At 71.1% G+C, this 22,225-nt stretch carries 21 protein-coding genes and 1 riboswitch; of the genes, 9 read left to right on the plus strand and 12 right to left on the minus strand.

The genetic code is table 11. From position 1 onward, the window contains the following. Positions 1-149: 149 nt before the first annotated feature. From GEV43_RS34890 to GEV43_RS34905, 4 genes are all read right to left on the minus strand, one after another. On the minus strand, positions 150-1,133 hold the full coding sequence (locus GEV43_RS34890; RefSeq protein ID WP_175250968.1) for an adenosylcobinamide amidohydrolase: 984 nt from the start codon (positions 1,131-1,133) through the stop codon (positions 150-152). Positions 1,134-1,157: 24 nt separating this feature from the next. Further along, a complete protein-coding gene (locus tag GEV43_RS34895; RefSeq protein WP_160825065.1) occupies positions 1,158-1,982 on the minus strand; it encodes an ABC transporter ATP-binding protein in 825 nt (274 codons plus the stop codon). Between the two features lie 49 nt (positions 1,983-2,031). Beyond that, entirely contained in the window at positions 2,032-3,060 is a 1,029-nt protein-coding gene (locus GEV43_RS34900; protein ID WP_160826005.1) for an iron ABC transporter permease, read from the minus strand. Between the two features lie 77 nt (positions 3,061-3,137). Then, entirely contained in the window at positions 3,138-4,052 is a 915-nt protein-coding gene (locus GEV43_RS34905; RefSeq protein WP_309240096.1) for an ABC transporter substrate-binding protein, read from the minus strand. 66 nt (positions 4,053-4,118) lie between these two features. Continuing rightward, a riboswitch (cobalamin riboswitch) is annotated at positions 4,119-4,258 on the minus strand. A 536-nt stretch (positions 4,259-4,794) separates the two neighbouring features. Here GEV43_RS34905 and GEV43_RS34910 point away from each other — a divergent pair. Both GEV43_RS34910 and GEV43_RS34915 read left to right on the plus strand, forming a co-directional pair. After that, positions 4,795-5,427: a TetR/AcrR family transcriptional regulator gene (locus tag GEV43_RS34910; RefSeq protein ID WP_241684144.1), complete on the plus strand. Its 633-nt coding sequence runs from the start codon at positions 4,795-4,797 to the stop codon at positions 5,425-5,427. Next, the gene (locus tag GEV43_RS34915) at positions 5,424-5,801 is read left to right on the plus strand and encodes a VOC family protein (protein WP_160825067.1); all 378 of its coding nucleotides are present in this window, start codon (positions 5,424-5,426) and stop codon (positions 5,799-5,801) included. The genes GEV43_RS34910 and GEV43_RS34915 overlap by 4 nt, the downstream gene beginning before the upstream one ends. A 139-nt stretch (positions 5,802-5,940) precedes the next feature. On the opposite strand, the gene GEV43_RS34920 is transcribed toward GEV43_RS34915, so the two are convergent. The 3 genes from GEV43_RS34920 to GEV43_RS34930 form a co-directional block, all read right to left on the minus strand. Beyond that, positions 5,941-6,858 carry an LLM class F420-dependent oxidoreductase gene (locus GEV43_RS34920; protein ID WP_160825068.1) on the minus strand — a complete coding sequence of 306 codons (918 nt, stop codon included), beginning with the start codon at positions 6,856-6,858 and terminating at the stop codon, positions 5,941-5,943. Between the two features lie 37 nt (positions 6,859-6,895). Beyond that, complete coding sequence (locus GEV43_RS34925) at positions 6,896-7,543, minus strand: hypothetical protein (RefSeq protein ID WP_160825069.1); 648 nt, start codon at positions 7,541-7,543, stop codon at positions 6,896-6,898. Between the two features lie 104 nt (positions 7,544-7,647). Next, complete coding sequence (locus GEV43_RS34930; protein ID WP_160825070.1) at positions 7,648-10,596, minus strand: leucine--tRNA ligase; 2,949 nt, start codon at positions 10,594-10,596, stop codon at positions 7,648-7,650. 183 nt (positions 10,597-10,779) lie between these two features. On the opposite strand from GEV43_RS34930, the gene GEV43_RS34935 reads away from it, so the two are divergent. Then, positions 10,780-11,520 carry an alpha/beta hydrolase gene (locus GEV43_RS34935; RefSeq protein WP_375539118.1) on the plus strand — a complete coding sequence of 247 codons (741 nt, stop codon included), beginning with the start codon at positions 10,780-10,782 and terminating at the stop codon, positions 11,518-11,520. Positions 11,521-11,548: 28 nt separating this feature from the next. Here the strand turns inward: GEV43_RS34935 and GEV43_RS34940 are convergent, their stop codons facing one another. Further along, positions 11,549-12,067 carry a TetR/AcrR family transcriptional regulator C-terminal domain-containing protein gene (locus tag GEV43_RS34940; RefSeq protein ID WP_160825072.1) on the minus strand — a complete coding sequence of 173 codons (519 nt, stop codon included), beginning with the start codon at positions 12,065-12,067 and terminating at the stop codon, positions 11,549-11,551. 388 nt (positions 12,068-12,455) lie between these two features. Here GEV43_RS34940 and GEV43_RS34945 point away from each other — a divergent pair, with 388 nt between their 5' ends. Together GEV43_RS34945 and GEV43_RS34950 are read left to right on the plus strand one after the other, a co-directional pair. After that, positions 12,456-13,790: an MFS transporter gene (locus GEV43_RS34945; protein WP_309240229.1), complete on the plus strand. Its 1,335-nt coding sequence runs from the start codon at positions 12,456-12,458 to the stop codon at positions 13,788-13,790. A 75-nt stretch (positions 13,791-13,865) separates the two neighbouring features. Then, positions 13,866-14,750, plus strand: coding sequence for a hypothetical protein (locus GEV43_RS34950; RefSeq protein WP_160825074.1), 885 nt, complete (start codon positions 13,866-13,868; stop codon positions 14,748-14,750). Between the two features lie 5 nt (positions 14,751-14,755). On the opposite strand, the gene GEV43_RS34955 is transcribed toward GEV43_RS34950, so the two are convergent. Together GEV43_RS34955 and GEV43_RS34960 are read right to left on the minus strand one after the other, a co-directional pair. Then, a complete protein-coding gene (locus tag GEV43_RS34955) occupies positions 14,756-15,250 on the minus strand; it encodes a cupin domain-containing protein (RefSeq protein WP_160825075.1) in 495 nt (164 codons plus the stop codon). A 239-nt stretch (positions 15,251-15,489) separates the two neighbouring features. Then, the gene (locus GEV43_RS34960) at positions 15,490-16,164 is read right to left on the minus strand and encodes a methyltransferase domain-containing protein (protein ID WP_160825076.1); all 675 of its coding nucleotides are present in this window, start codon (positions 16,162-16,164) and stop codon (positions 15,490-15,492) included. 475 nt (positions 16,165-16,639) lie between these two features. On the opposite strand from GEV43_RS34960, the gene GEV43_RS34965 reads away from it, so the two are divergent. Both GEV43_RS34965 and GEV43_RS34970 read left to right on the plus strand, forming a co-directional pair. After that, positions 16,640-16,915, plus strand: coding sequence for a hypothetical protein (locus GEV43_RS34965; protein WP_160825077.1), 276 nt, complete (start codon positions 16,640-16,642; stop codon positions 16,913-16,915). A gap of 35 nt (positions 16,916-16,950) precedes the next feature. Continuing rightward, positions 16,951-17,394: a MerR family transcriptional regulator gene (locus GEV43_RS34970; protein WP_160825078.1), complete on the plus strand. Its 444-nt coding sequence runs from the start codon at positions 16,951-16,953 to the stop codon at positions 17,392-17,394. A gap of 425 nt (positions 17,395-17,819) precedes the next feature. Here the strand turns inward: GEV43_RS34970 and GEV43_RS34975 are convergent, their stop codons facing one another. Then, complete coding sequence (locus tag GEV43_RS34975; protein ID WP_206681548.1) at positions 17,820-18,860, minus strand: alpha/beta fold hydrolase; 1,041 nt, start codon at positions 18,858-18,860, stop codon at positions 17,820-17,822. Between the two features lie 777 nt (positions 18,861-19,637). On the opposite strand from GEV43_RS34975, the gene GEV43_RS34980 reads away from it, so the two are divergent. Then, entirely contained in the window at positions 19,638-20,213 is a 576-nt protein-coding gene (locus GEV43_RS34980; protein WP_160825079.1) for a TetR/AcrR family transcriptional regulator, read from the plus strand. Beyond that, complete coding sequence (locus GEV43_RS34985; protein ID WP_160825080.1) at positions 20,203-21,012, plus strand: amidohydrolase family protein; 810 nt, start codon at positions 20,203-20,205, stop codon at positions 21,010-21,012. Before GEV43_RS34980 ends, GEV43_RS34985 begins: the two co-directional genes overlap by 11 nt. A gap of 4 nt (positions 21,013-21,016) precedes the next feature. On the opposite strand, the gene GEV43_RS34990 is transcribed toward GEV43_RS34985, so the two are convergent. Then, entirely contained in the window at positions 21,017-22,117 is a 1,101-nt protein-coding gene (locus tag GEV43_RS34990; protein WP_160825081.1) for a lysylphosphatidylglycerol synthase domain-containing protein, read from the minus strand. Positions 22,118-22,225: the final 108 nt, after the last annotated feature.

The following is a 22,225-nucleotide window of genomic DNA, read 5'->3' on the forward strand; positions in this document are numbered from 1 at the left end:
GGACGCCCCCCGCTCAGCCCGTTCCGGCGTGCCCTCGAAGCGGTCGGGCGGGGAGGCCGGGGAACCGGGGACGGCGGCCACTGCCGACGGTCGCTCTGGTCGTTTGGCGAGGGGAGTGGCGGGCCGGGTTCGGGGCACGTGGGGTGCCGTTACGAACGGGCGCGGAGCCAGGCGCCGTAGCCGAGCGCGCCCTCGTACACGGCCGCGTGCACGGCCCTCGCGATCCGTGCGCCCCATTCCGAACGGGGACCGGCGAACGGCTCCGCGTCCCCGTCCGTACGGACGGCGATGCAGACCGCGTCGGAGGCCGTCCCAGTGCAGGGATATCCCGCTTCGAGCAGCGCCTGCGTCTTCGCCTCCGTCGCCGTGACGACGGCGTTGACGAGAGCGCCGTCCGTCAATGCCACGGGAACGTTCACGACGATGTTCACGGTCCCCGGCGTCCACCCCGTACGGCCCACATCCCCCGCACCGTCCGCCCGGACCACAGCGCTCGCGGCGTCCGTACGGACTACAGCGTTCGTGGCGTCCGTACGGCTCGTGAAGTCCGCAGGGTCGGCACCGCCCGAAGCATCCGCTGCGCTCGCGATGCCTGCGCTGCCTGTATTGCTCGCGCTGGCCGTTGCCTCTGCGCCTGCGTCTGCGTCTGCGTCTGAGGCTTCGGCGCCGGTCGCCGTCGGCGTCTTCGCGCCGCGTGCCGGCGGGACCAGCGGAACGGACGAAGCGGCGTCGGCAGGGGCGGGCGGATCGGTGGGATCGGCGTTCAGGGGGGCCAGTTCGGGGTCGAGGGCGTTTTCGGGGGCGGCGGCCCAGGTCGGGACGCGGAGTCCTACTGTGGCGGAGGCCGTTACGGCTCCGTCCGTTCGGATGACGGTGCGGTATACGGCGGCGGCCGTCAGCATGCCGACGCCTGGGCCTTCGAGTCCGTACGCCGCGGCGAGTTCGCGCAGGTGCTCAACGGGATCCATACGGGAGTAGGCGCCGGGGACCTGCGCGTTCAGGACCCACGACGCGGGTCCGATGCCGCCGCCGAGCATGGCGGACGAAATCGTCCGTATCCCCGGGCCCGCCCACCACACCGTGGACGCCAGCCGCGCGCCGTCCTCCTCGCGCCACACCAGTTCAAGTTCCACGGCGGCTCCCGTCCCGCGACGCTGTCATGAGTCCGCAGACCCGGCCGAACATTCCGAACCTCCCGAACGTTCCGGGCGTCCGGGGCGTTCGAGTGAGAGGTCGGGGCGGCCGTCCGGGCCGGGGGAGACGCGCACGCGCGCGCCGAAGTGCTCGGCGACGGCGGAACGGGTGAGGACCTCGCCCGGCGGGCCCGCCGCCGCGACCCGTCCGCCGGACAGGAGTACGAGGTCGTCGGCGTACTGCGCGGCGAGCGTCAGGTCGTGGATCGTGGTCACGACGGTCAGCTCGTCCGCAAGCCGGAGCTGGTCGACCAGTTCCATCACCTGCTGCTGGTGGCCGATGTCCAGGGCGGTCGTCGGTTCGTCCAGCAGGAGCACCGACGTCTGCTGCGCCAGGGCGCGCGCGAGGACGACCCGCTGCCGTTCGCCGCCCGACAGGTGGTCGAGGGGGCGCGCGGCGAGGCCGGTCAGGTCGAGCCGTCCCAGCACCTCGGCGGCCACGGCGCGGTCGGCGGAGCTCTCGCGCCCGAGATGCGGGATGTACGGGGAACGGCCGAGCAGCGTGTAGTCGAACACCGTCATCCCGACGGGCAGGTTCGGTGTCTGCGGCGCGTACGCGACGACCCGCGCCCGGTGCCTCGGTTTCAGCGCGCCGAGGTCCTCACCGGCGACCGTGACCTCGCCCCGGGACGGCACCAGTCCGAGGATCGCCCGCAGCAGCGTGGACTTGCCCGCGCCGTTCGGCCCGATCACCGCCGTCCACGTCCCGGCGGGCACGCTCACCGAGACGCCGTTCAGAACGGGGCGCCCGCCCAGCGCGACGTCCAGCCCGCGCACCTTGACCGTCACGACGCCCCCCGCCCGCGCGCGGCCCGTTCCCGGGACGAGAGCTTGGAGGTCACGTTTCCACCTGTTTGCGGCTTGCGCGGAGGACGAGCACGAAGAACGGCCCGCCGACGAACGCCGTCACGACGCCCAGCGGCAGTTCTCCAGGGGCGACGGCCGTCCGCGCGACCAGATCGGCCAGTTCCAGGAACGCGGCGCCGCCGAGCAGCGACAGCGGCAGCACCACCCGGTACGAGCCGCCCGCGAGCCGCCGAACCACGTGCGGCACCACGATCCCGACGAATCCGATCAGCCCGCTCACCGCGACCGCGCACGCCGTCGCCAGCGACGCGGCGATCAGCACCGTCAGCCGCACGCGCGACGCCGACAGGCCGAGCGAGGCCGCCTCCTCGTCGCCGACGCTCAGCACGTCCAGCAGCCGCCCGTGCGCGAGCAGGACGAGCGTGGAGGCCAGCGCGTACGGGCCGACCATCCAGATCTGCTGCCAGTCGGCCGTCCCGACGCCGCCGAGGATCCACGAGTAGATCCGCTGGAGCTCCTGCGCCTTGATCTGCTGGATGAACGTCTGCATCGCCGCGAGGAACGACGACACCGCGACGCCCGCGAGGACCAGCGTGGCCGCGCCGTTCATCCGTCCCGCCGTGCTGCCGAGCACGTACGCCAGGAAAACCCCCGACAGCGCCCCCACGAACGCAGCCAACGGCACCCCGAACCCCGGATCGCCGGGAATCAGCACGATCACGAGCGTCGCGCCCACTCCGGCCCCGGCCGCTGCGCCGAGCAGGTACGGGTCCGCCAGGGGATTGCGGAACACGCCTTGATATCCCGCCCCCGCCATCGCGAGCATCCCGCCGACGAGCGCGGCGAGCAGAACGCGCGGGAGGCGGAGCTCGAAGAGCACGTTGCGCTCCACGGGCCCGAGACCAGAGTCCAGATGGACGAACGGGATCCGGTCCACCAGGGCCTTCACCACCCCGGTGAACGGCAGGTCGGCCGCCCCGACCAGCAGGCCCGCCAGCAGGGTCGCGACCAGCAGCCCTGCCGTGATCAGCAGCGGCCGGGCGCGCAGCCGGGCCGACACCGGGCCGTTCCGCCCCTCCCGGACCGGCACGCTCCACGCGCGGCCGTCCGGTCCGGGGCCGCCGAGGCGTCCGGGTCTCACCGACCGGCCGACGCCGACCGGACGGCGCCGCCGATCGTCGCGACGTACTGCGGCAGGCGCGGGCCCCAGCGCGAGGCGATGTCATCGTCCAGTTCCACGACGCCGCGCTTCTTCAGTGCGCCGAGGGACGACCAGCCGGGGCGCTTGGCGACGGACGCGGTGTTCTGCCCGCAGCAACGGGTGTCGGCCAGGAAGATGAGGTCGGGGTCCTGCTTGAGCAGGTACTCGCGGGACAGCTTCGGATAGCCGCCCGACGCCTTGTCCGCAGGATCCGCGACGTTGCGCAGCCCGAACAGCCCGTACACCTGCCCGATGAACGTCTTCGACGTCACCGTGTGGAGCTGGTTGTCGAGCTCGTGGTAGTAGCTGAGCCCCTTGCCCTTGGCCGCCGACGCCACCGTCCGCTGGATCTGGGCGCGCATGTCGGCGGTGACCTTCGCGGCCTGCTCCGCGTGCCCGGTCGCCTTGCCGAGGTCGCCGATCTCGTCGTACGCCTCGTCCAGGCTCTTGGCGGCGGGCTCCAGCAGCACCGGGATCTTGATCTTCTCCAGCGCCTTGACGATGCCGTCCATGTCGTCGGACAGGACGACCAGGTCGGGCTTGTACGCGGTGATCGCCTCGGCGTTCGGCTTGAACCCCGACAGCTTCTTGCGGGGCGCGTTCGCCGGGTAGGTGGAGTAGTCGTCGACCGCGACGACCTGCGCGCCCGCGCCGATCGCGAAGAGCGTCTCGGTGTGGGTCGGCGACAGCGAGACGATCCGCTTCGGCGTGCCCTGGATCGTGACCTGCCCGTTCGCCGCCCGGACGGTCACGCCCCCGCCGCCCGAGCCGGACGAGTCGTCGCCACCGCCACAGCCGGCGGCCAGCATCACGATCGCGAATGCCGCGCCCAGGGCACGTACGGGTCTCACAGGAGCCTCCATGGCTGCGGGAAGCCGCGGCCCGCCCATGACGGATCGCCTTCCACGAGGTCGAGAGTCGTCGGCGCGCACGGAGGCGACCTGGCTCGGCCACTCGAAGGGCATCACAGTTGCGGGACAGCGCCGGGTTCCCACCGGACTTCGCTCCTGCACGCGTGAACTGCACGTTATCAGCCGCCTCCCGCCACTTAGTCCTCCCACCACCCCCGACGAACGGGCCAGAACGGGCACGCCGCGAGCCCCGCCCCGTGTCCGCAGGGCCGGCAGTGAGCCTTCATTTGGGCTAGCTGGCACGGGCATGTCGTGGGCGCCGTTCTGTGCCCGCGGGGCTGGCAGTGTGCCTCACTTCGGCTGGCTGGCACGGGCATGCCGCGAGCGCCGTCCTGTGTCCGCGAGGTCGGCGGTGGGCCTTCATTTGGGCTGGCTGGCACGGGCACGCTGTGGGCGCTGTCCTGTGTCCGCGGGGCGGCAGTGAGCCTTCATCTGGGCTGGCTGGCACGGGCATGCCGCGAGCGCCGTCCTGTGCCCGCGAGGTCGGCAGTGAGCTTCACGTCGGCCAGATGGCCGGGGCACGCCATAGGTCTCCTTCCGTGCCCGGTGGGGCTGGAGAGACGGGTCACTTCGGCTGGAGGGCACGGGCATGCCGTGGGTGTCGCGTTCCGCGCTCGCGGAGCGGAGTGAGGGCTCACTTCGGGTTGACGGAGTGAGGACTCACTCCGTATCGTCGGGAGGCATGGAGACCGAACCCGTGCGGCGCCGGGCGCCCGGAATGACCCCGGCCGAACGCCGCGAGATGATCGTCCGTACCGCCCTGCCGCTGGTGGCCGAGCACGGCACCGCCGTGACCACCGGGCAGATCGCCCGCGCCGCGGGCATCGGCGAGGCGACGATCTTCCGCGTGTTCGCCGACAAGGACGAGCTGCTGGACGCCTGCGTCGCCGAGGCGCTGCGGGCGGACCACGTCCTCGCGGAGATCGCCGAGGTGCCCATGGACCAGCCGCTCGCCGACCGGCTCACCGAGGCCGCCGCCGCCATCGAAGCGTACCTCGCCCGGATGGGCATGGTCATCGGCGCGCTGCACGCCACCGGCCGCCGCGACCGGGGACGGCACGGCGGCGGCGAGCACGCCGACGCCACCCTGGACCGCGAGAGCGCCATGACCCGCACCCGCGACGCCATCGCCGACCTCTTCGGCCCCGAACGCGACTCGCTGCGCCTGCCCGCCGAGCAGATCGCCGAGATGTTCATGGGCGCGGTCTTCACCCGCGCCCGGCCGCCCGCGGGCCCCGACGCCTCCACCCCGCCGCTGGAGGACTACCTGGACGTCTTCCTGCACGGCGCCCTCAAGGACGGAGACCCCGCGTGATCAGCTTGAACCACACCATAGTGACCGCCTCCGACAACGACGGGGCCGCCCGCTTCTTCGCCGACGTGATGGGGCTGGAGTACACCGGCCCGCATCCGTACGCCGGGCACTTCGTCCCGATCCGGGTGACGGAGTCGTTCACCGTCGAGTTCATGACCGCGCCGTCGCCGCAGGGCCACCACCTGGCGTTCGACGTCGATCCGGCGACGTTCGACGCCGTCCTCCGTCGGCTGCGCGAACGCGGCGTCCCGTTCGGCGACCATCCCGGGCGGACCGCCAACGGGCGCGTCGCCGACGACCACCCGCTCGGCGCCCGCGGCCTGTACTTCGGCGACGGGAGCGGCAACCTCTACGAACTCATCTCCCCGGAATGACCGGCTCCTCGCAGAGCCGCGTCGAGACCTCGCCGGTGCCGCCGTCCCCGATCGTCCACGCGCGGTCGGCGCCCTTGACCGCGCCGACCGGGCTGATGATCGCGGCGGAGACGGCACCGCCCTGGCCGCAAGCCCGCGCTCAGGAGCCGGCGGTGAGTTTCTTCAGGAACGCCCGCGTACGGGCTGCGTCCTCGCCGGGCACGAACTCGGCGGCCACGAAATCGGTCGCGCCCGCCGCCGCGAGCGTCTCGATGCGTTCGCCGACCGCGTCCTCGTCCCCGACGATGGCCAGATCGGCGGGGCCTTCGGCGCCTTCCCGGTCCATCATGGCCCGGTAGGACGGCAGCTTCCCGTACACCTCGAACAGCTCCGCCGCGCGGCTCCGCGCCCCGTCGGGGTCGTCGGTCACGCACACCGGCAGCATGCACATCACCCGCGGGGCGGGGCGCCCCGCCGCCTCGGCGGCCGCGGTGATGGTCGGCGCGATGTGGTCGCGCACGGTGGCCGGGCCCGTCATCCACAGCGCCGTTCCGTCGGTGCGTTCCGCGGCCAGCTTCAGCATCTTCGGCCCGAGCGCTGCCAGCAGGACCGGCACGCGGCCCTCGTTGGGCACCGACAGCTCGATCTCGGCCTTCACCGTCTCGCCCGCGAACGACGCCGGCTCCCCGTTCAGCAGCGGCAGCAGCACGGACAGGTACTCGTCCATGTGCCGCAGCGGGCGCGCGAAGTCGTACCCGAACATGTCCTCGATGATCATCTGGTGCGACAGGCCGATGCCGAGCGTCAGCCGGCCAGGTCCGAGGGCGAGCGCCACGGTGCGGGCCTGCTGCGCCAGCGTCGTCGGGTGCCGCGGGTACGTGGGCACGACGGCGGTGCCGAGCTCGATCCCCGGCACCCGGCTGCCCGCCACGGCGTGCGCCGTCAGCGCGTCCATCCCGAAGATGTTGGAGAGCCAGCACGAGGAGAAGCCCTCGTCGGCGGCCCGCCGCATGTCGTCGGTCAGCATGTCGAGCGCCCGAGGCCCGCCACGCTCGTTCAGCAGGATGCCGATCCGCACAGGTAAACCTCCAAGATCACGAGCCCGGACCCCGATCCTAGGACGGATCCGTCGCGGCGCGGTCGCGGGCTTCCATGAAGAAATCGTGCAGAGCCGTGGTGCCGGGGATATCGCGCAGCGGACGGGCCGCGCCGAACGGGGCGTTCCAGAACGCTCCGCTGCGGAGTCGCCACGGCCCCGCGTAGGCGTACGGCTCGGACAGGTAGCCGTCGCCGGGGGAGACGCCGTAGTTGACCTCGTCCACGGTGATGGCCAGGTCGAAATGCTCCGGCCACAGCACCGGCCTCACGTCGGGCGCCAGGCGCAGGAGAGCCTCTTCGCCCCGGGCGTAGCACTGCGCGAGGTATTCGGCCGCGGCGGCCTCCACGCCCACCACCTCGTCCGGGGACATCCCGCTGCCGTCCTCGTAGAGGCCGCGGGGCGGCCCCGCCTCCACTCCCGCAGCGGCGGCGAGCGTGGTGCACGTGGCGCCGTTCAGCGGGATCCGCCGTCCGGCGGCGACGAGTTCGGCGCCCTCGACGCGCAAATCCGGTTCGGCCACCGTGCCGAAGCCGCCGGGCCTGATCGTCAGCCGGATCGTCTCGCTCCGGCGGTGCTGCGGGCCCGCCAGGACCAGTTCGGCCACGCCGTGCAGCGCGCGGCGGGTCGTCGCCAGTGTCTCCGGGGCGGGAGCCGTGCTGTCCATGTCGCAGTCCTCCGCTGGAAGGGATCGTCCTCGTCCACCCTGTCTTTCCTCGGTCCGGGGCACAAACGCAGCACGGTCCGGCGGGGCGCGTCGTCTCCGCCAGGTCAGCGGGTGACGACGTTGACGATTTTGCCGGGAACGATGACGACCCGGTTCACGGTCATCGAACCGAGGTGCCTGGCGTAGTCGGCGTGCTCGGAAAGCAGCGTTTCGGTCTCCTCGCGTCCCGCTCCGGCAGGGATCTCGATGGTGAAGCGGGTCTTCCCGTTGAACTGGACGGGTACGGTCACGGCCGGTTCGGCGGCCAGGGACTCGTCGGCCTCCGGGAACGGCGCATAGGTGAGGGATTCCGCATGGCCCAGGCGATGCCACAGTTCCTCGGCGATATGCGGGGCGAGCGGCGCGACCATCAGGACGAGCGGCTCCGCCAGGGCACGCGGCATACCTTTCCGGGCCGCGATCCTGGAAGCGTGGGACGTCAGCTCCATCAGCTGGGCGATAGCGGTGTTGAAACGCATACCGGCGAAGTCGTGACGCACGATTCCAATGGTCTGATGGAGTTTCCGGAGGGTGTCGTCGTCCGGAGGTGTCTCGACGATTCTCGGGGCGCCGGTCTCCTCATCGATCAGGCTGCGCCAGAGACGTTGCAGGAACCGGTGGACGCCTACGACGTCGTTCGTCCGCCATGGCCGATCAGCGTCCAGCGGGCCCATGGCCATCTCGTACAGCCGCAGCGTGTCGGCACCGTAGCGTTCGTACATCGCATCGGGGCTGATGCCGTTCTTCAGGCTCTTGCCCATCTTCCCCGAGCGTCGCGCGACGGGACGTCCGCCGTGGGAGGGCTTTCCGTCGTTCTCGGTGACCTCCGCTGCGGGGACGTACATGCCTCGCTCGTCGGTGAACGCGTCGGCCAGGATGTAGCCCTGGTTGAACAGCCGCCGGAACGGCTCCTTGGTGGAGACGTGGCCGAGGTCGTACAGCACCTTGTGCCAGAACCGCGCGTACAGCAGGTGCAGCACCGCGTGCTCGACCCCGCCGACGTAGAGGTCGACGCCGCCGTCGCCGGGACGCGCGGTTTCGCCGGGGCGCGCGGCGTTGGGCGACCCCATCCAGTAGCGCTCGACGCCAGGATCGACGAACGCCTCCTCATTGCGCGGATCGAGGTAGCGCAGGTAGTACCAGCAGGACCCGGCCCACTGCGGCATCGTGTTGAGCTCCCGCCGGTACCGTTTCGGCCCGTCGCCCAGGTCGAGTTCGACGGTGGCCCAGTCCGCGACCCTGGCCAGGGGCGGAACCGGTTCGCTCGTCTCGTCCGGCTGCGGCTCGGGACGGAACTCAGTCATCTCCGGCAGTCGTACGGGTAGCGCCTCCTCCGGGAGCGCGACCGGCAGACCGTGCTCGTCGTACACGATCGGGAACGGCTCTCCCCAGTAGCGCTGCCGGGAGAACAGCCAGTCGCGCAGCCGGTACTCCCGCGCGCTCCGTCCGGCGCCCCGCTCCTCCAGCCAGGCGACCGCGGCGCCGTTCCCGTCGCCTACGCTCAGCCCCCTCAGCCTCGGACCGGGCGCCTCCAGGTACGCGCCGTCCCCGTTAAACGCGGCGGGCCACTCGGAGGCGGGACGGTCCTCCGCGACGCCGTGCTCGGCGAACCAGCCGGCGGGCGGCTCCAGGACCTCGCGCACGTCCAGGCCGTGACGGCGCGCGAAGTCCAGATCGCGCTGGTCGTGGGCCGGAACGGCCATGATCGCGCCGGTGCCGTACCCGGCGAGCACGTAGTCGGCGACGAAAACGGGGATCGGCTCCCCGGTGGCCGGATTGACGACGCGGGCACCGGTGAAGACGCCGCTTTTCCCCTCTTCCCCGGCTGCGCGCCGACGGTCGCTCTTGCGCGCCGCCGCCTCCTGGTAGGCGGCGACGGCCTGGCGAGGGCCCCACTCCCCGCCGGTGTCCGCCTCGGCGTACCGCCACGCCCGCGGCGTCCCTGCGGGCCAGGCGTCCGCCACCAAACGCGGCACGAGGGGATGTTCAGGGGCGACGACCACGTACGTCGCGCCGGCCAGCGTGTCCGGCCGGGTGGTGAACACGCTGATCGACGTTCCGGAACCGTCCGCCGTCGGGAACTCGACGCGCGCGCCGTCGGCCGCGCCGATCCAGTTGCGCTGCATCCGCTTCAGGGACGGTGGCCAGTCCACGTCGTCCAGGTCGCGCGCCAGGCGGTCGGCGAGCGCGGTGATGCGCAGCATCCACTGCCGCATCGGCCGGCGGTGGACGGGATGGTTCCCGATGTCGCTGCGGCCGTCGGCGGTGACCTCCTCGTTGGCCAGTACGGTCCCGAGCGCCGGGCACCAGTTCACGGGCTCCTCGGACACGTACGCCAGCCGGTGCCCGTCCACGATCCGGCGGCGCTCCGGCTCCGGCAGCTCGGACCAGGCCCGGCCGTCGGGCGTGGCGCGCCGTCCGTCCGCGTACTCGGCGACGAGCTCGCGGACCGGCCGGGCCCGGCCCGTCCGCTCGTCCACCCAGCTGTCGAAGAGCCGCAGGAAGATCCACTGCGTCCAGCGGTAGTACGCGGGGTCGGAGGTCGCGACCTCGCGGCGGGTGTCGTGGCCGAGGCCCAGCCGCCGGAGCTGCCTCCGCATGGTGGCGATGTTGAGCCGCGTCGTCTCCCTCGGGTGCCGTCCCGTGTCGACCGCGTACTGCTCAGCGGGCAGCCCGAACGCGTCGTATCCGAAGGTGTGCATCACGTGGTGGCCGGTCATCCGCAGATATCGCGCGAGAACGTCCGTGCCGATGTAGCCGAGCGGATGGCCCACATGAAGTCCTGCGCCGCTGGGGTAGGGGAACATGTCGAGCGCGTAGAACTTGGGACGCCCCGCCATCGCCTCGAAACCCGCGGAGAGCGGGCCGTTCGGGTTGGGCGAGTCGAACGTGCCGTCCGCCTCCCAGCGCTCCTGCCAGCGAAGCTCGATTTCGTTGGCGAGCCGCGCGTCGTAGCGGAAGCGTGGGCGGTCGTCGGTGCCTGCGTCGCTCGCTGGCTCTTCCTGCTGGTTCATGGCCCCTCATCGGCGTGGGTTCCCGGAAAATGAAAAAGCCCCTCAGGAAATGAGGGGCACCGCGCTGACTTAAGGCGTCAGCGCGGCTCGATAAGAAGGCTCCGGAGAACGGTCATGGCGCAAGGGTAGCCAAAGCACGGGCCGCCCCACCAGCCTTCGGCGCGATCGTCGATGATGGGGCACGTGCGGAAGCCCGAACCCCTGACCCTCTACACCGGCGACGCCGTGCGGATCGACGCCGGGCACCTGCCGGGCGACGGCGCGCTGTGCTTCGTGCTCGCCCACGGCTTCACCTGCTCCTGGCGGCAGCCGACCCTGCGCCGCATCGCGGGCGTCCTCAACCGCTACGGCGGTGTGATCGGGCTTGATTTCCGCGGACACGGCCGGTCGGGCGGGCACTCCACCGTCGGCGACCGCGAAATCCTCGATATCGACGCCGCGGTGGCCGCCGCCCGTCGGCGCGGGTACGAGCGCGTCGCCGTCACCGGATTCTCCATGGGCGGCGCCGTCGCCGTACGGCACGCCGCACTGCTTTCGGGCGTGGAGGCGGTCGTGTCGGTGTCCGCACCCGCACGCTGGTACTACCGGGACACCGTGCCGATGCGGCGCGTTCACTGGGCGATCGAACGACGTGTAGGGCGGTTGGCCGTGCGGATGGCGCGAGGCACCCGCATAGCGCCGAAAGGATGGGACCCGGTGCCCGAAGCGCCGCACGAGGTGGCCGGGCGGATCGCGCCCGTCCCGCTGCTGGTCGTGCACGGCGACGCCGACCCGTTCCTGCCCTTGGAACACGCTCAGCAGTTGTACGCCGCCGCCCGCGACCCCAGGGAACTGTGGGTGGAACCCGGCTTCGGCCACGCCGAGGTCGCAGCCACCCAGAACCTCGTCCAGCGCATAGGGACCTGGGCCGCGTCACACGCGTAACACTCCCGCCACGCCGACGCGGCGCGTATCAAGACTTCTCAGCGACCGCGGCCCGTTCCGCCGCCAACGCGTCGATGATGCCGTGCAGACCGAACTCGAAACGGTCGGTCAGGCGCGGGGCGAGCAGTTCTCCCGCCACGGCCACCAGATCGGGATAGCGCTCCGCTGAGAGCCCTTGCAGGTACGCCTGGACCTCCTCCATGCGCGCCGCGTTCGACGGACCCTTGCCGAACGCGATCTCCTGCACGGCGAACCCGGTGACATAGAAGATCAGGATCACGTAGCCGTAGCCCGCCATCTTGTCGCCGAGCCCGGCGCGACGCAGGACTCCGATGACGTGATCGGCCAACCGGAGCCCGTTCGGGCCGAACGGGAGCCGTCCCGAAAGCAGCCTGGTCGCCGCCGGATGGTCGAGCAGAACCCTGCGGAGTTCGAGCCCGATACCGACGATCTGGTCCTGCCACGCGCGTTCCCCGTCGGACGGCAACTCGCATTTGCCGATAACGGTGTCGACCAGCAGATCGAACAGCTCTTCCTTGCTGCGCACATGCCAGTACAGCGAGGGGACTTGATGTCGAGCGCCGTGGCGAGCCTCCGCATGCTGAACGCGTCGAACCCCTCGTCGCCCAGGAGATCCAGCGCGACGCGGACGATCTCGCCGCGGTCGAGCCGCGGCGGCGTCCGCGCCTCCTCGCGCGGGAACCCGATGTCGTCCCTGGCCATGCGCCCCCTTCGAGCCTCCGCCAATCTAGCATTGCAAGGGACGCCTAGCACTGTTAGGTTCCCTCTACAACTGCTAGGGAGGATGCCGTGGCGGATCAGAGATCCGATAACCGTCGCCGGATGCGCGGGCGCGATGCGACGGGGCCGGCCCGACCGCCGGGCCGCCGGAGCCCGGGACGCCGGACGCCGACTCGTGGTGGCCGCTGGTCGCGATCGTCGCGGCGGTGTTCATGCTGATGCTGGACGCGACGGTCACCACCGTGGCCGTCCCCGACATCCGCGAGGAGTTCCACGCGGGACTGGGCGCCGTGCAGTGGGTGATGAACGCGTACACGCTCGCCATGGCGGCGTTCCAGCTCACAGCCGGTTCATTCGCCGACCGCTGGGGCAGGCGGCGCGCGTTCCTGGCCGGGGTCTCCCTCTTCGCGGCGTCCTCGCTCGCGTGCGGCCTGGCGCCCGGCATGTCGGTGCTCATCGCCGCCCGCGCCGTGCAGGGGCTCGCGGGCGCGCTCATGTTCGCCACCACGCTCGCGCTGATCGCCCAGTGCTACGAAGGGCGCAGGAGGGGCGTCGCGTTCGGCGTGCGCGGCACCGCGGCGGGGCTGGCCGTCGTGCTCGGCCCCGTCGTCGGCGGCGCGCTGGTCTCCGGGCTCGGCTGGCGCTGGATCTTCCTCGTCAACCTGCCCGTCGCCGCGGCGACCCTGGCCATCGGGCTTCGCAGGTTGCCCCGCGCGGAGCGCTTGGACGAGCACCGGCGTCTCGACCTCGGCGGGACGGTCCTCCTCGCCGTCGCGCTCACGTTCCTCGTCCTCCCGCTCCTGCGCGGCGAGGACTTCGGCTGGGGCAGCGTCCGGATTCTGTCCATGCTGGCCCTCTCCGCCGCTGCGCTCGCCGCGTTCGTCCTCGTGGAACGGCTGCGCACCCAGCCGATGCTCGAACTCTCGTTGTTCCGCACGCGCGCGTTCACCGGCACGCAGATCGGCTCGTTCACCGTCCAGGCGAGCGTTTTCGCCCTGCTCGTCTACCTCTCGCTGTGGTTCCAGGAGCAACTGGGCTACTCGGCACTGGAGACCGGCCTGTCGTTCCTCCCGCTCGTCGTGCCGATCCTCGTGGCGGGCCCCTTGGCGGGAGCGTTCATGGACCGGTTGCCGAAGGGGCTCCTCGTGGCCGGAGCGCTGCTGGCCCTGGCCGCTGGACTCGCCCTGATGCACGGCCTGACGTCCGGCTCGTCCTGGACGCACCTCGCGCCGGGGCTGGCACTCGCCGGCCTGTCCTGCGGCATCGCCCTCCCCACCCTCGGCGGACTCGCGGTCGACATCGCCGACGAGCGGCGGCTCGGGATGGCCTCCGGCGTCAACAACACCGTCATGCAGGTCGGCTCCGCCGTGGGCATCGCGGCGTACGGCGCCGTCCTGAGCGGCCGGGCTCCGACACCCGCAGGCTTCGCCAACGGCCTGAACGACCTGTTCGCCGTAGCCGCCGTCGTCGCTCTCGCTGGCGCGACGCTGACGTACCTGCTCATCCGCCGCCCCGGGCAAGCGACATGATCTTGTCGGGGAAGTTATCCACAGCCTCGATTCCGGCTTGGCCCGACCTGACGGCGGGACCCATCATCGATGGACATGGCCCCCTCGACCTGGAAGCGAGCAGCCGATGCCCACCTCGTCCCGATCACACCCGGCGCCGTCCCGACCCGCGAGGCCGCCCGTCCGCTGCCCCTCACGGTCCGGGCCGCTCTCGCTTCCCGCCTGCTGCCGCCCGAGATCGCGGTGGCCCGCCGCACCGCGGCCTGGATCTGGCGCCTCGACGTCCTGGCTCCGGGCACGACCGCCGCCGGCAGCCACGTCGAGCTCACCGGCCCCGGCACGTCGTTCGACGCCGAGCTCCCGAGCGGCCACATCGTCGAGGAGTCCGGAGTGCGCGTCACGTCCCTCGACCGGACGGCCCTCGACTGCGCCCGCTGGCTCCCGCGCCACGAGGCGGTCGCCGCCCTCGACCAGTTCCTCCGCCGGGGCGTCGACCACGACGACCTCAAGGCCATGGCCCGCGCCCTCCCCGGCTACCGCGACGCCAGACGCCTGCGCGAGGTGCTGCGGCTCGGCGACCGGGGCGCCGGATCGCCGGGGGAGAGCTGGGTCCGGGTGCGCGTCGTCGAAGCGGGCTTCCCCCGCCCCGCGACACAGGTCCCCGTGCCCGGCCCCCGGGGCGGACCGCTCTACATCGACCTGGGCTACGAGCAGTTCCGCGTCGGCCTGGAGTACGACGGCGAGCGCCATCACACCGGCATCCGCGCCCGCACCCACGACGCGCACCGCCGCCGGTGGCTCGCCACCCAGATGGGATGGGAGGTCATCCCCGTCACCAAGGACTTCCTCGCCCGCCCGGGCCCCTACCTGGAAGCCCTGCTCACCGCCCTGCTCCACCGAGGCTGGCAACCGGACGACGCTGTCATGCAACGCATAGCCGCCCACCTCGCACGCCTGTCCCGCCCGAGACGCGCGTGGTGAGAAGGCTAGAAATCCCGCCGCGCGAGTTTCGCGATCACGGCTAGGACGTTCCACATAGGACGCTGGAGCGCGATCGGGAGCCCGGCGAGAAAGAACGACGCGTCCGGCCCATGATTGATCGCGGCGATCCGCAGAAGGGGAGGCACGCGCGACTCCGACTGAACCCGCAGCATGTGCTCGAAGACGAGTGCCGGCGTCATCTCCGTGACCATGCGCGTCGGCTCCGCCGTGCGGTTCCGAAAAGCGTGCACCGTACCGGACGGCACAGTCGCGGTCTCCCCAGCCGCTAGACGAAGCCACTCCCTGCCCGACCGCACCGAAAGGACGCCTTCCGTAACAGTGAACGACTCCTCCTGCCCGATGTGAACGTGCGGCGGCGGCCCCTTGGCCTTGGGGGCCAGTTCGATCTCCACCTGGAAGAGCGCACCGTCCGTCTCACGTGTGCTCCGCAGGACATGCGCGGTGATCCCGCCAGGCACCTCGAACGTTCGATCGGTCATGAGGCCATCCCCTCCCGCGCCAACCGGCGCACCCCGGAACCCCGCCCCCCGCGCCGTCCGGCCACAACCGCACGCTAACCCGACGAATCGCGGCAGCGCATACAACGAAGGGAGTAGATAAGCCACCCAATCAACGCCCCCTCAACAACGAGCCCGCTCCCAACGAAACGTCCCGCAGAGCGGTTCCCCCCGCCGAGCCAAGCTCTCAACGGGGTATCGGCTCGCTGAAGACCACGTCGTCAGGGCCGCTCACCTGACGGATCGGCGGCGAGAACGCAGGTGCCCGGCGGTACGAGGCCACTTCCCAAGCGGACCTGGGTAAAGCCTGACCGGGTGAGAAGGTCGTGAAGTTCGCGATCAGCCTGCACAGTGATGCCGGCAATCGCATCGGGGCGGCGGGGCGAACCGGCGAGCCCGATGCGCCCGCTCGGACGGAGCAGCCCGCGCAACTCGCTGAGCAGGTCGGGCGCGTCGGACCAGAAGCCGAGGAAGTTCACGGCGACGCTCGCGTCGAACAGCTCGCCGAAGTGCGGCAAACGGTCGGCTGAAGCGCGTGCGAGTTCGCCCTGTCGGGCGCGGATGCCAGCCACGCTCCGCTCGGCGGCCTGGCTGACCATGACGTCGGAATGGTCGACGCCGTAGACGCTCCCGCGAGCGGCACGGCAGACCACCTCGGCGAGGGCGATGCCCGGCCCAAAGCCGATTTCCAGTCCCCGGCGCCGGGGCGCATGTCGAGGAGGGAACACACCACCTAGAGGTTGCGCTTCAGCTTGAAGCCGCGATGAGCCATGCCCCGTCAGCCAGGACTCGCCCGGCCAGTACCCGGAGGACACCCGTCTGGCCAGCACCCGTCCGCGGGGACCTGTCATGACCCGTGTGGCCTTGACTCGTTCGGGCATCACCCGTCCGGCCATCACCCGCGATGACCCGCCCAGCCATGATCCGCCCAGCGGACACCTGCCATGACCCGTGCGGCCAGCACCCGCGGTGACCTGTCCGGCTAGGAGCCGTACGGCCAGCACCCGCGATGGCCTGTCTGGCCAGGACCAGTGCGGCCAGCACCCGCGGTGACCTGTCCGGCCAGGATCCGTGCGGCCAGCACCCGTACGGCCTTGACCCGTACGTCAGCACCCGCGGTGACCCGTGTGGCCTTGATCCGTGCGGCCAGGACCGCGATGGCCTGTGCGGCCAGCACTCGTACGGCCAGGACCCGCGATGGCCCGTGTGGCCTTGACCCGTACGTCAGCACCCGCGGTGACCCGTGCGGCCTTGACCCGTCCGGCCAGGACCGCGATGGCCTGTGCGGCCAGCACTCGTACGGCCAGCACCTGCCATGACCCCGTGCGGCCATGACCCGTGCGGCCAGTACCCGCCAGGATGCGTTCGGACATGACCCGCTCGACCAGCATCCATCCGGTCAGCGCCCGTACGGTCAGCGCCCGCGATGACCTGTCCGGCTATCACCCGTACGGCCATCCGACCGGCAGCGCCATCCGACCGGCAGCGCCATCCGACCGGCAGCGCCATCCGACCGGCAGCGCCATCCGACCGGCAGCGCCATCCGACCGGCAGCGCCATCCGGGCGGCCGCGACATCTGGCCCGGCCGCGCTATCCGGTTGGTCGGATTGGCTTGCAGGCGAGGTGATGGGGTGTTGCTTGAGTGATTCGTTGTCGTGGTTGCCGGCCAAGGGCTTCAAGTATGCTTGAAGTCAATATGGCGGACGAGCGATTGACGATCGGCGAGCTGGCCAAGGCGACCGGGGTCGCCACGTCGGCGTTGCGTTACTGGGAGGATCTGGGCCTCATTCCAGTCCCGGCCCGGGTTTCAGGTCAGCGGCGCTATCCGGCCTCGTCCGTGGAGCTGGTCGGGATGATCCTGCTGCTCCGCGATGTTGGTTTCACGCTGCGTGAGGTCAAAGCGCTCGTCACGCCCCGACCTGAAAAGTCCCGCGCCTGGCAGGAACTCCAGGAGCGCAAGCTCGCCGAGCTCGACGAACGGATCGCTCAGGCCCAAGCGGCCCGTACCGCGATCGCGCACGGGCTGGCCTGCCCGCACGAGGACTTCTACGACTGTCCCAACTTTACTGCCATCCTCGCCGCCCGCCTTGCGGGGGCATCGCTTCAAGAGGCCCACTCCCACTGAGGCGGGGCATGGGCCTCGCTCATGGCATGGCCTCGCCCCGAATGCCCGGCGATTTCAAGGTGGCCTGTCTGGGAATCCTGCTCAGTCTCGTCCAGGCCCTTCACTTCGTCCCTCTCGGCGCGGGCGTCGCCCTGGTCGCCCGGCTCCCCGGCTGGCCCGTCTGGAACGCCACGCTCTGGGTCGCGGAAATTCTCTCGATGCCCTTGCCGCCGGTCGGAGATCCGTATCGAACGAGAGTGCGTGGGGATGGTGCCGGTAGGGAGTTGACGTTGTCCACGGCCTGGTTGGGTCATCGGCCTCGCTGGGGTGCTTGTCATGGCCTGGTTGGGCTATTGGCCTCGTTCTAGAGTGCTTGTTTGCGGGCTGGACGGGGTTTTGGTGCTGGCGGGTAGAGAGACTTTTGGTCTGTGGTTTCTTCGGGTGGCCTATGCCTTCTGGCCTGCGAGCGTGTCCAGGACTTCTGTGATCGGGGTCGGGTCCAGCGGACCGGCGTGGGACGCATCTGCGAAATTGTGCACGCGGAAGCGGTTGCCGGGTGTGAGCACGTCGGCTTCGGCGATCATTCTGTCCTGGAGCGCGGTGGCGATCGTGCGGTCCTTGCCGAAACGCAGGTAGGTGCGGGGAATGCGCCCCCAGCTCCCAGCCCTGCCGACCGCTCGACCGGCGTAAGCGGCGATTGGCTCGTCGGTCTGCATGCCGGCCAGTAGTCGGCGGAAGTCGGTGTCGGGGAGGTCCGCGCAGATCATTTCCTTGAGGAGGGCCAGTTGACGCCTGTCGCCCGTTCGGAAGTTCAGGCGCAGTACACCGAGCCGGTCCGGGTCGCCCACCATCAGCTCGACCGGGCTGACGGCATTGGCGTTCTCGGGTGCCGCCGTGCAGGCGTCCGCTGTGGGCAGGACGCGACTGGGGCAGAAGGCCGCCATGTAGCAGATGTGGTGAAGCAGATGCGGGACCGCGTTGCCGACACGGCTGACCGATACGCCGCCAAGGCTGTGCCCGACCAGCACCACCGGGCCGTTCCGTGCCGCCCGCCGCACGATGCCGGTGACGCGCGCCTCGTAATCGTCCAGTCCGAGGCCCTTCAGCGGGGAGGGCTCGTCTGCCATCGCCTTGAGATCCTGCCGCTGATACGACTCCGGCACGAACGCCTCCGCGCCATGTAGCGGCTGGTCCACCATGACGACGCGGTGACCGCGCAGCGTCAGTTCCCGTGCGATCGGCGTCCAGAACGCGCCGGCGCTGTGGGTACCGTGCACCAGCACGTAGGTGGTGATTCCCCGCCGCGGATCTGCTGCGGCCGGCGAGGCACCGAGCCCGACGGCCAGCGGTATGCCCCCCGCCGCGAGTCCCAGCCCGCGCAAAGCCGTCCGCCTGGTGGCACTGGTTTGTTCTTCATTTGCGGCATTCGTCATGAGCACGACGGTACGAACGGTCCGTTTCACGCCCCAGAGGTCCAGCACCACCATGGGGGGTAGGTCCAGCACCACTTTTCCATGCGGCCGTTCCGTACGGTCTGGAAGCGACTGGATGTCGGTGCCGTTTCCGCTTCGCGTTAGATAACGGCGAGTAATTCGGACGACAGGTGACGATCATCAGGTGGACGACTTTGTCATTGCCCTTCAGTGAGGGCAGGGCAGGGGCGGGGCTGCGGATCGAGAGCGTGACTTTTGGGCGGCCTTCCGTCTCGATGCGACGGCCTGGCTTGCGCAGCATGGGGCGGCGGCACGAGCCGGGCTATGCGAGCGAGTCGCGGATTGTCGTCGGCCAATGCGCTGAGGGTGGTGAGGGCGGCGCGTGGCCCTGTGGCCGCGTGGCTGGGCCACCGCGTGGGCGTTGGGGGTGGACGGTCTGGTTTCGCCGAGCACGCCGAGCGCGGCGTGCGGGCGTACGGGGATGAACGAGCGGACGCACAGCATCCCGCCGTCGCGGGCGGCGCCACCAGCACGGTCTTGGGGACCGAGCCGCCGGCCTTTATGAATGCGCAGAGCTCTGTGGGTGAGGGGAGGGGGAGGCGTCAGGTTGAGGTCTGAGGGTGGTTGGACGGTCTGGTCTTGCGCCTCTGTGGGGGCGCGGAGGTCTACGGGGCGGAACGGCGCGGCAGGTTGAGGGGATTGTGGGACGGGGGCTGCGGGGTGGGGGGCGGCGGTGTGGGCGGGGCGGGGAGTGGCGGCTCGTAGGGGGTGTGGCTGGAAGGAGGGGTGTGGCTGGCCGAAGGATGTTCTGAGGTGCCAGAATGTTGTTCTATGGGGGTGGACGGGCGGGATCGGGTGTTGCGGGCGGCTCTGGAGCTGTTCGGGCGGGATGGGGCCGCGGGGACGACGTTGAGCCGGGTACGGCAGGCGAGCGGCGTCAGCGTGGGGAGCTTCTACCACCACTTCGCGGGCAAGGAGCAGGTCGCGGAGGCGTTGTTCGTCGAGTGCATCGGGCTTTATCAGGAGGCGTTCCTCGAAGAGCTGCGGCGGCATCCGGACGCGCGCGGGGGAGTGGCCGGCGCGGTCGCGTTCCATGTCGGATGGTGTATGGACAACGTCGCGCGGGCGCGCTTTCTTTTCACGGAGAGGCCGCCGGAGGGCGGTGAGCTGAAAGAACGCAACAAAGCGTTCTTCGGTGAGGTGCGGAATTGGTGGCGGGCGCACGCGCATTACGGGGCGCTGCCGGAGCTGGACCTCGTCACAGCGTTCGTGCTGTGGCTGGGGCCGGCGCAGGAGCTCAGCCGGTTGTGGCTGAACGGTGCGGTCCCCGAGCCCGGGGACGAGCTGATCGAGAGGCTGGGCGAGGCCGCGTGGCGGTCGCTCGCGGGAGAGGCACATGGTCGTTGACGCGTGGATGCAGCATGGGACGGTCCGGTTTCTGAAGCACGAGATGCTCGATTCGCTCTGGCGGTGGACGGGGCAGGAGCCGCCCGAGGAGGAGGTCCCGGTCGAGGTGACCGTGGCAGCGATGGACGCCGGGGGAGTGGACGCCGGGCTCATCAGCGCCTGGTACGGGCCCGAGGGCGCCCTGGTGAGCAATGACGAGGTGGCGGGGTTCGTCGCGGCGGCGGAGGGGCGGCTTCACGGGATCGCGTCCGTGGATCTGCGGAAGCCGATGGAGGCCGTTCGGGAATTGCGGCGCTGCGTCAACGAGCTCGGCTTCAAGGGGTTGCGGGTCGTTCCGTGGCTCTGGGAACTGCCGCCGACGGACCGCCGTTTCTATCCGCTGTTCGCCGAGTGCGTCGAGCTGGGAATCCCGTTCTGCACGCAGGTCGGGCACACCGGGCCGCTGCGTCCGAGTGAGACCGGGCGGCCGATCCCGTACATCGACCAGGTCGCGCTGGACTTCCCGGAACTCGTCATCGTGGGCGGCCATATCGGCTATCCGTGGACGGAGGAGATGGTCGCGGTGTGCCGCAAGCATCCGAACGTCTACATCGACACGTCCGCCTACACCGTGCGGCGCTATCCGCCGGAGCTGGTGCGGTACATGGCGCAGGACCGGCACCACAAAGTCCTGTTCGGCACCAACTATCCGATGATCACGCCCGAGCGGGCGCTGCGGGGGCTGGAGGAGCTCGGGCTCGACGACGCGGCGCGTACGGCCTTCCTGTCCGGGAACGCGCGGAAGGTCTTCGCGATTTAGTGATCTACATTGTAAAGGGCGCGGGGCGCGGGGAACGGCGCAGGGTCCGGCAGGCCAGCAGGCCGATCGGCACCGGCGCCCAGAACGTGACGGCCCGGAACAGCAGGACCGCCTGGAGCGCGGGACCGGCCGCCACCCCGAGCGCCGCGAGCGCGGCCAGCAGGGCGGCCTCGGTGGACCCGACGCCGCCCGGTGAGGGGAGCGCGGAGCTCGCGGCGGCGCCGACCAGGTAGGCCGCGAGGAGCGGGAGGAGGTCGCCCGGCCCGGCGGCCGTTCCCGGGACGGCGAGGACGCTGAGCCCGAACGCCGCGCCCATGACGCAGGTGGTGGCGGCCGACGCGGCGAGCGTGAGCGCCAGGTCGCGGGGACGGCGGCACAGTTCGAGGAGGCCGTCCATCGCCCGTGCGACGACGGCCGAACGCATCGCGCGCCGCCCGTACAGCACGGCCGCGGGGAGGAGCACGCCGACGGCGATGAGGAGGGGGAGGGGCGGTACGAGGTCGGCGGCCTGCGCGGCGTGCTCGCCCATCGCGTCGAGCATCCGGTCGTCGCCGCCGCCGAGCGCGAGGACGGCCGCCATCAGCAGGAGGTCGGCCGGGACGCCGGCGACCTGGAGCACGGCGACCGCGACGGCGGCGCGGGGCAGCGGCATGCCGCGGCAGACGAGGTAGCGGGTGTTGACGGCGACCGCCCCGAGGCCGCCGGGAGTGACGCGGTTGGCCGCCGCCGCGGTGAACTGCGCCAGCGTCGTCGTGTAAAGGGGAAGGCTCCGCCCGGACGCGCCGCGCAAGGCGATCGCGGCGAAGACGTAGTGCAGTACGGACAGGACGATGAGCGCGGGCAGGAACTCCCACCGCACGTTCCTGAACGCGGACACCGCGGAACGCACCGGTCCCTGGCCGTGGGTCACGATCAGGATCGCGGCGAGCGTCGTCAGCAGAACGCCCGCGAGCGCCCAGCGGACGCGGGAAGCACGCCAGGCCCCGCGGCTCGGGGGAACGAGCCGGATGCTCGCGGGGGTCGGGTCGGGTTCCGCGGCGTCGCCGCCGAGAACAGGGCGCTCGGCGGGCGCCGCGCGTTCAGCGCCGGCGGCGATGGTCTCCACACCTTGTTTGTCGGCCTTCCGGCTGAAGGTTATGCGACCGGGACGTTCCATCCAGAGGAACGCGTACCAGAGATTGGGAACGGCATGCCCGCCCGAAGCCCCTTCGCG

Origin of the sequence: Actinomadura sp. J1-007, from assembly GCF_009793335.1 — a bacterium.
GTDB classification, from domain to species: domain Bacteria; phylum Actinomycetota; class Actinomycetes; order Streptosporangiales; family Streptosporangiaceae; genus Spirillospora; species Spirillospora yumaensis.

Excerpts from the sequence above, each read along its gene's own strand:
- GEV43_RS34965 (WP_160825077.1), top strand. The coding sequence starts at position 16,640 with ATGACCCGCTCGACCAGCATCCATCCGGTCAGCGCCCGTACGGTCAGC.
- GEV43_RS34970 (WP_160825078.1), top strand. The coding sequence starts at position 16,951 with ATGCTTGAAGTCAATATGGCGGACGAGCGATTGACGATCGGCGAGCTG.
- GEV43_RS34925 (WP_160825069.1), bottom strand. The coding sequence starts at position 7,543 with ATGGACAGCACGGCTCCCGCCCCGGAGACACTGGCGACGACCCGCCGC.
- GEV43_RS34955 (WP_160825075.1), bottom strand. The coding sequence starts at position 15,250 with ATGACCGATCGAACGTTCGAGGTGCCTGGCGGGATCACCGCGCATGTC.
- GEV43_RS34930 (WP_160825070.1), bottom strand. The coding sequence starts at position 10,596 with ATGAACCAGCAGGAAGAGCCAGCGAGCGACGCAGGCACCGACGACCGC.
- GEV43_RS34910 (WP_241684144.1), top strand. The coding sequence starts at position 4,795 with ATGGAGACCGAACCCGTGCGGCGCCGGGCGCCCGGAATGACCCCGGCC.
- GEV43_RS34980 (WP_160825079.1), top strand. The coding sequence starts at position 19,638 with ATGGGGGTGGACGGGCGGGATCGGGTGTTGCGGGCGGCTCTGGAGCTG.
- GEV43_RS34950 (WP_160825074.1), top strand. The coding sequence starts at position 13,866 with ATGGCCCCCTCGACCTGGAAGCGAGCAGCCGATGCCCACCTCGTCCCG.
- GEV43_RS34960 (WP_160825076.1), bottom strand. The coding sequence starts at position 16,164 with ATGGCCGGACGGGTGATGCCCGAACGAGTCAAGGCCACACGGGTCATG.
- GEV43_RS34985 (WP_160825080.1), top strand. The coding sequence starts at position 20,203 with ATGGTCGTTGACGCGTGGATGCAGCATGGGACGGTCCGGTTTCTGAAG.
- GEV43_RS34975 (WP_206681548.1), bottom strand. The coding sequence starts at position 18,860 with ATGGTGGTGCTGGACCTCTGGGGCGTGAAACGGACCGTTCGTACCGTC.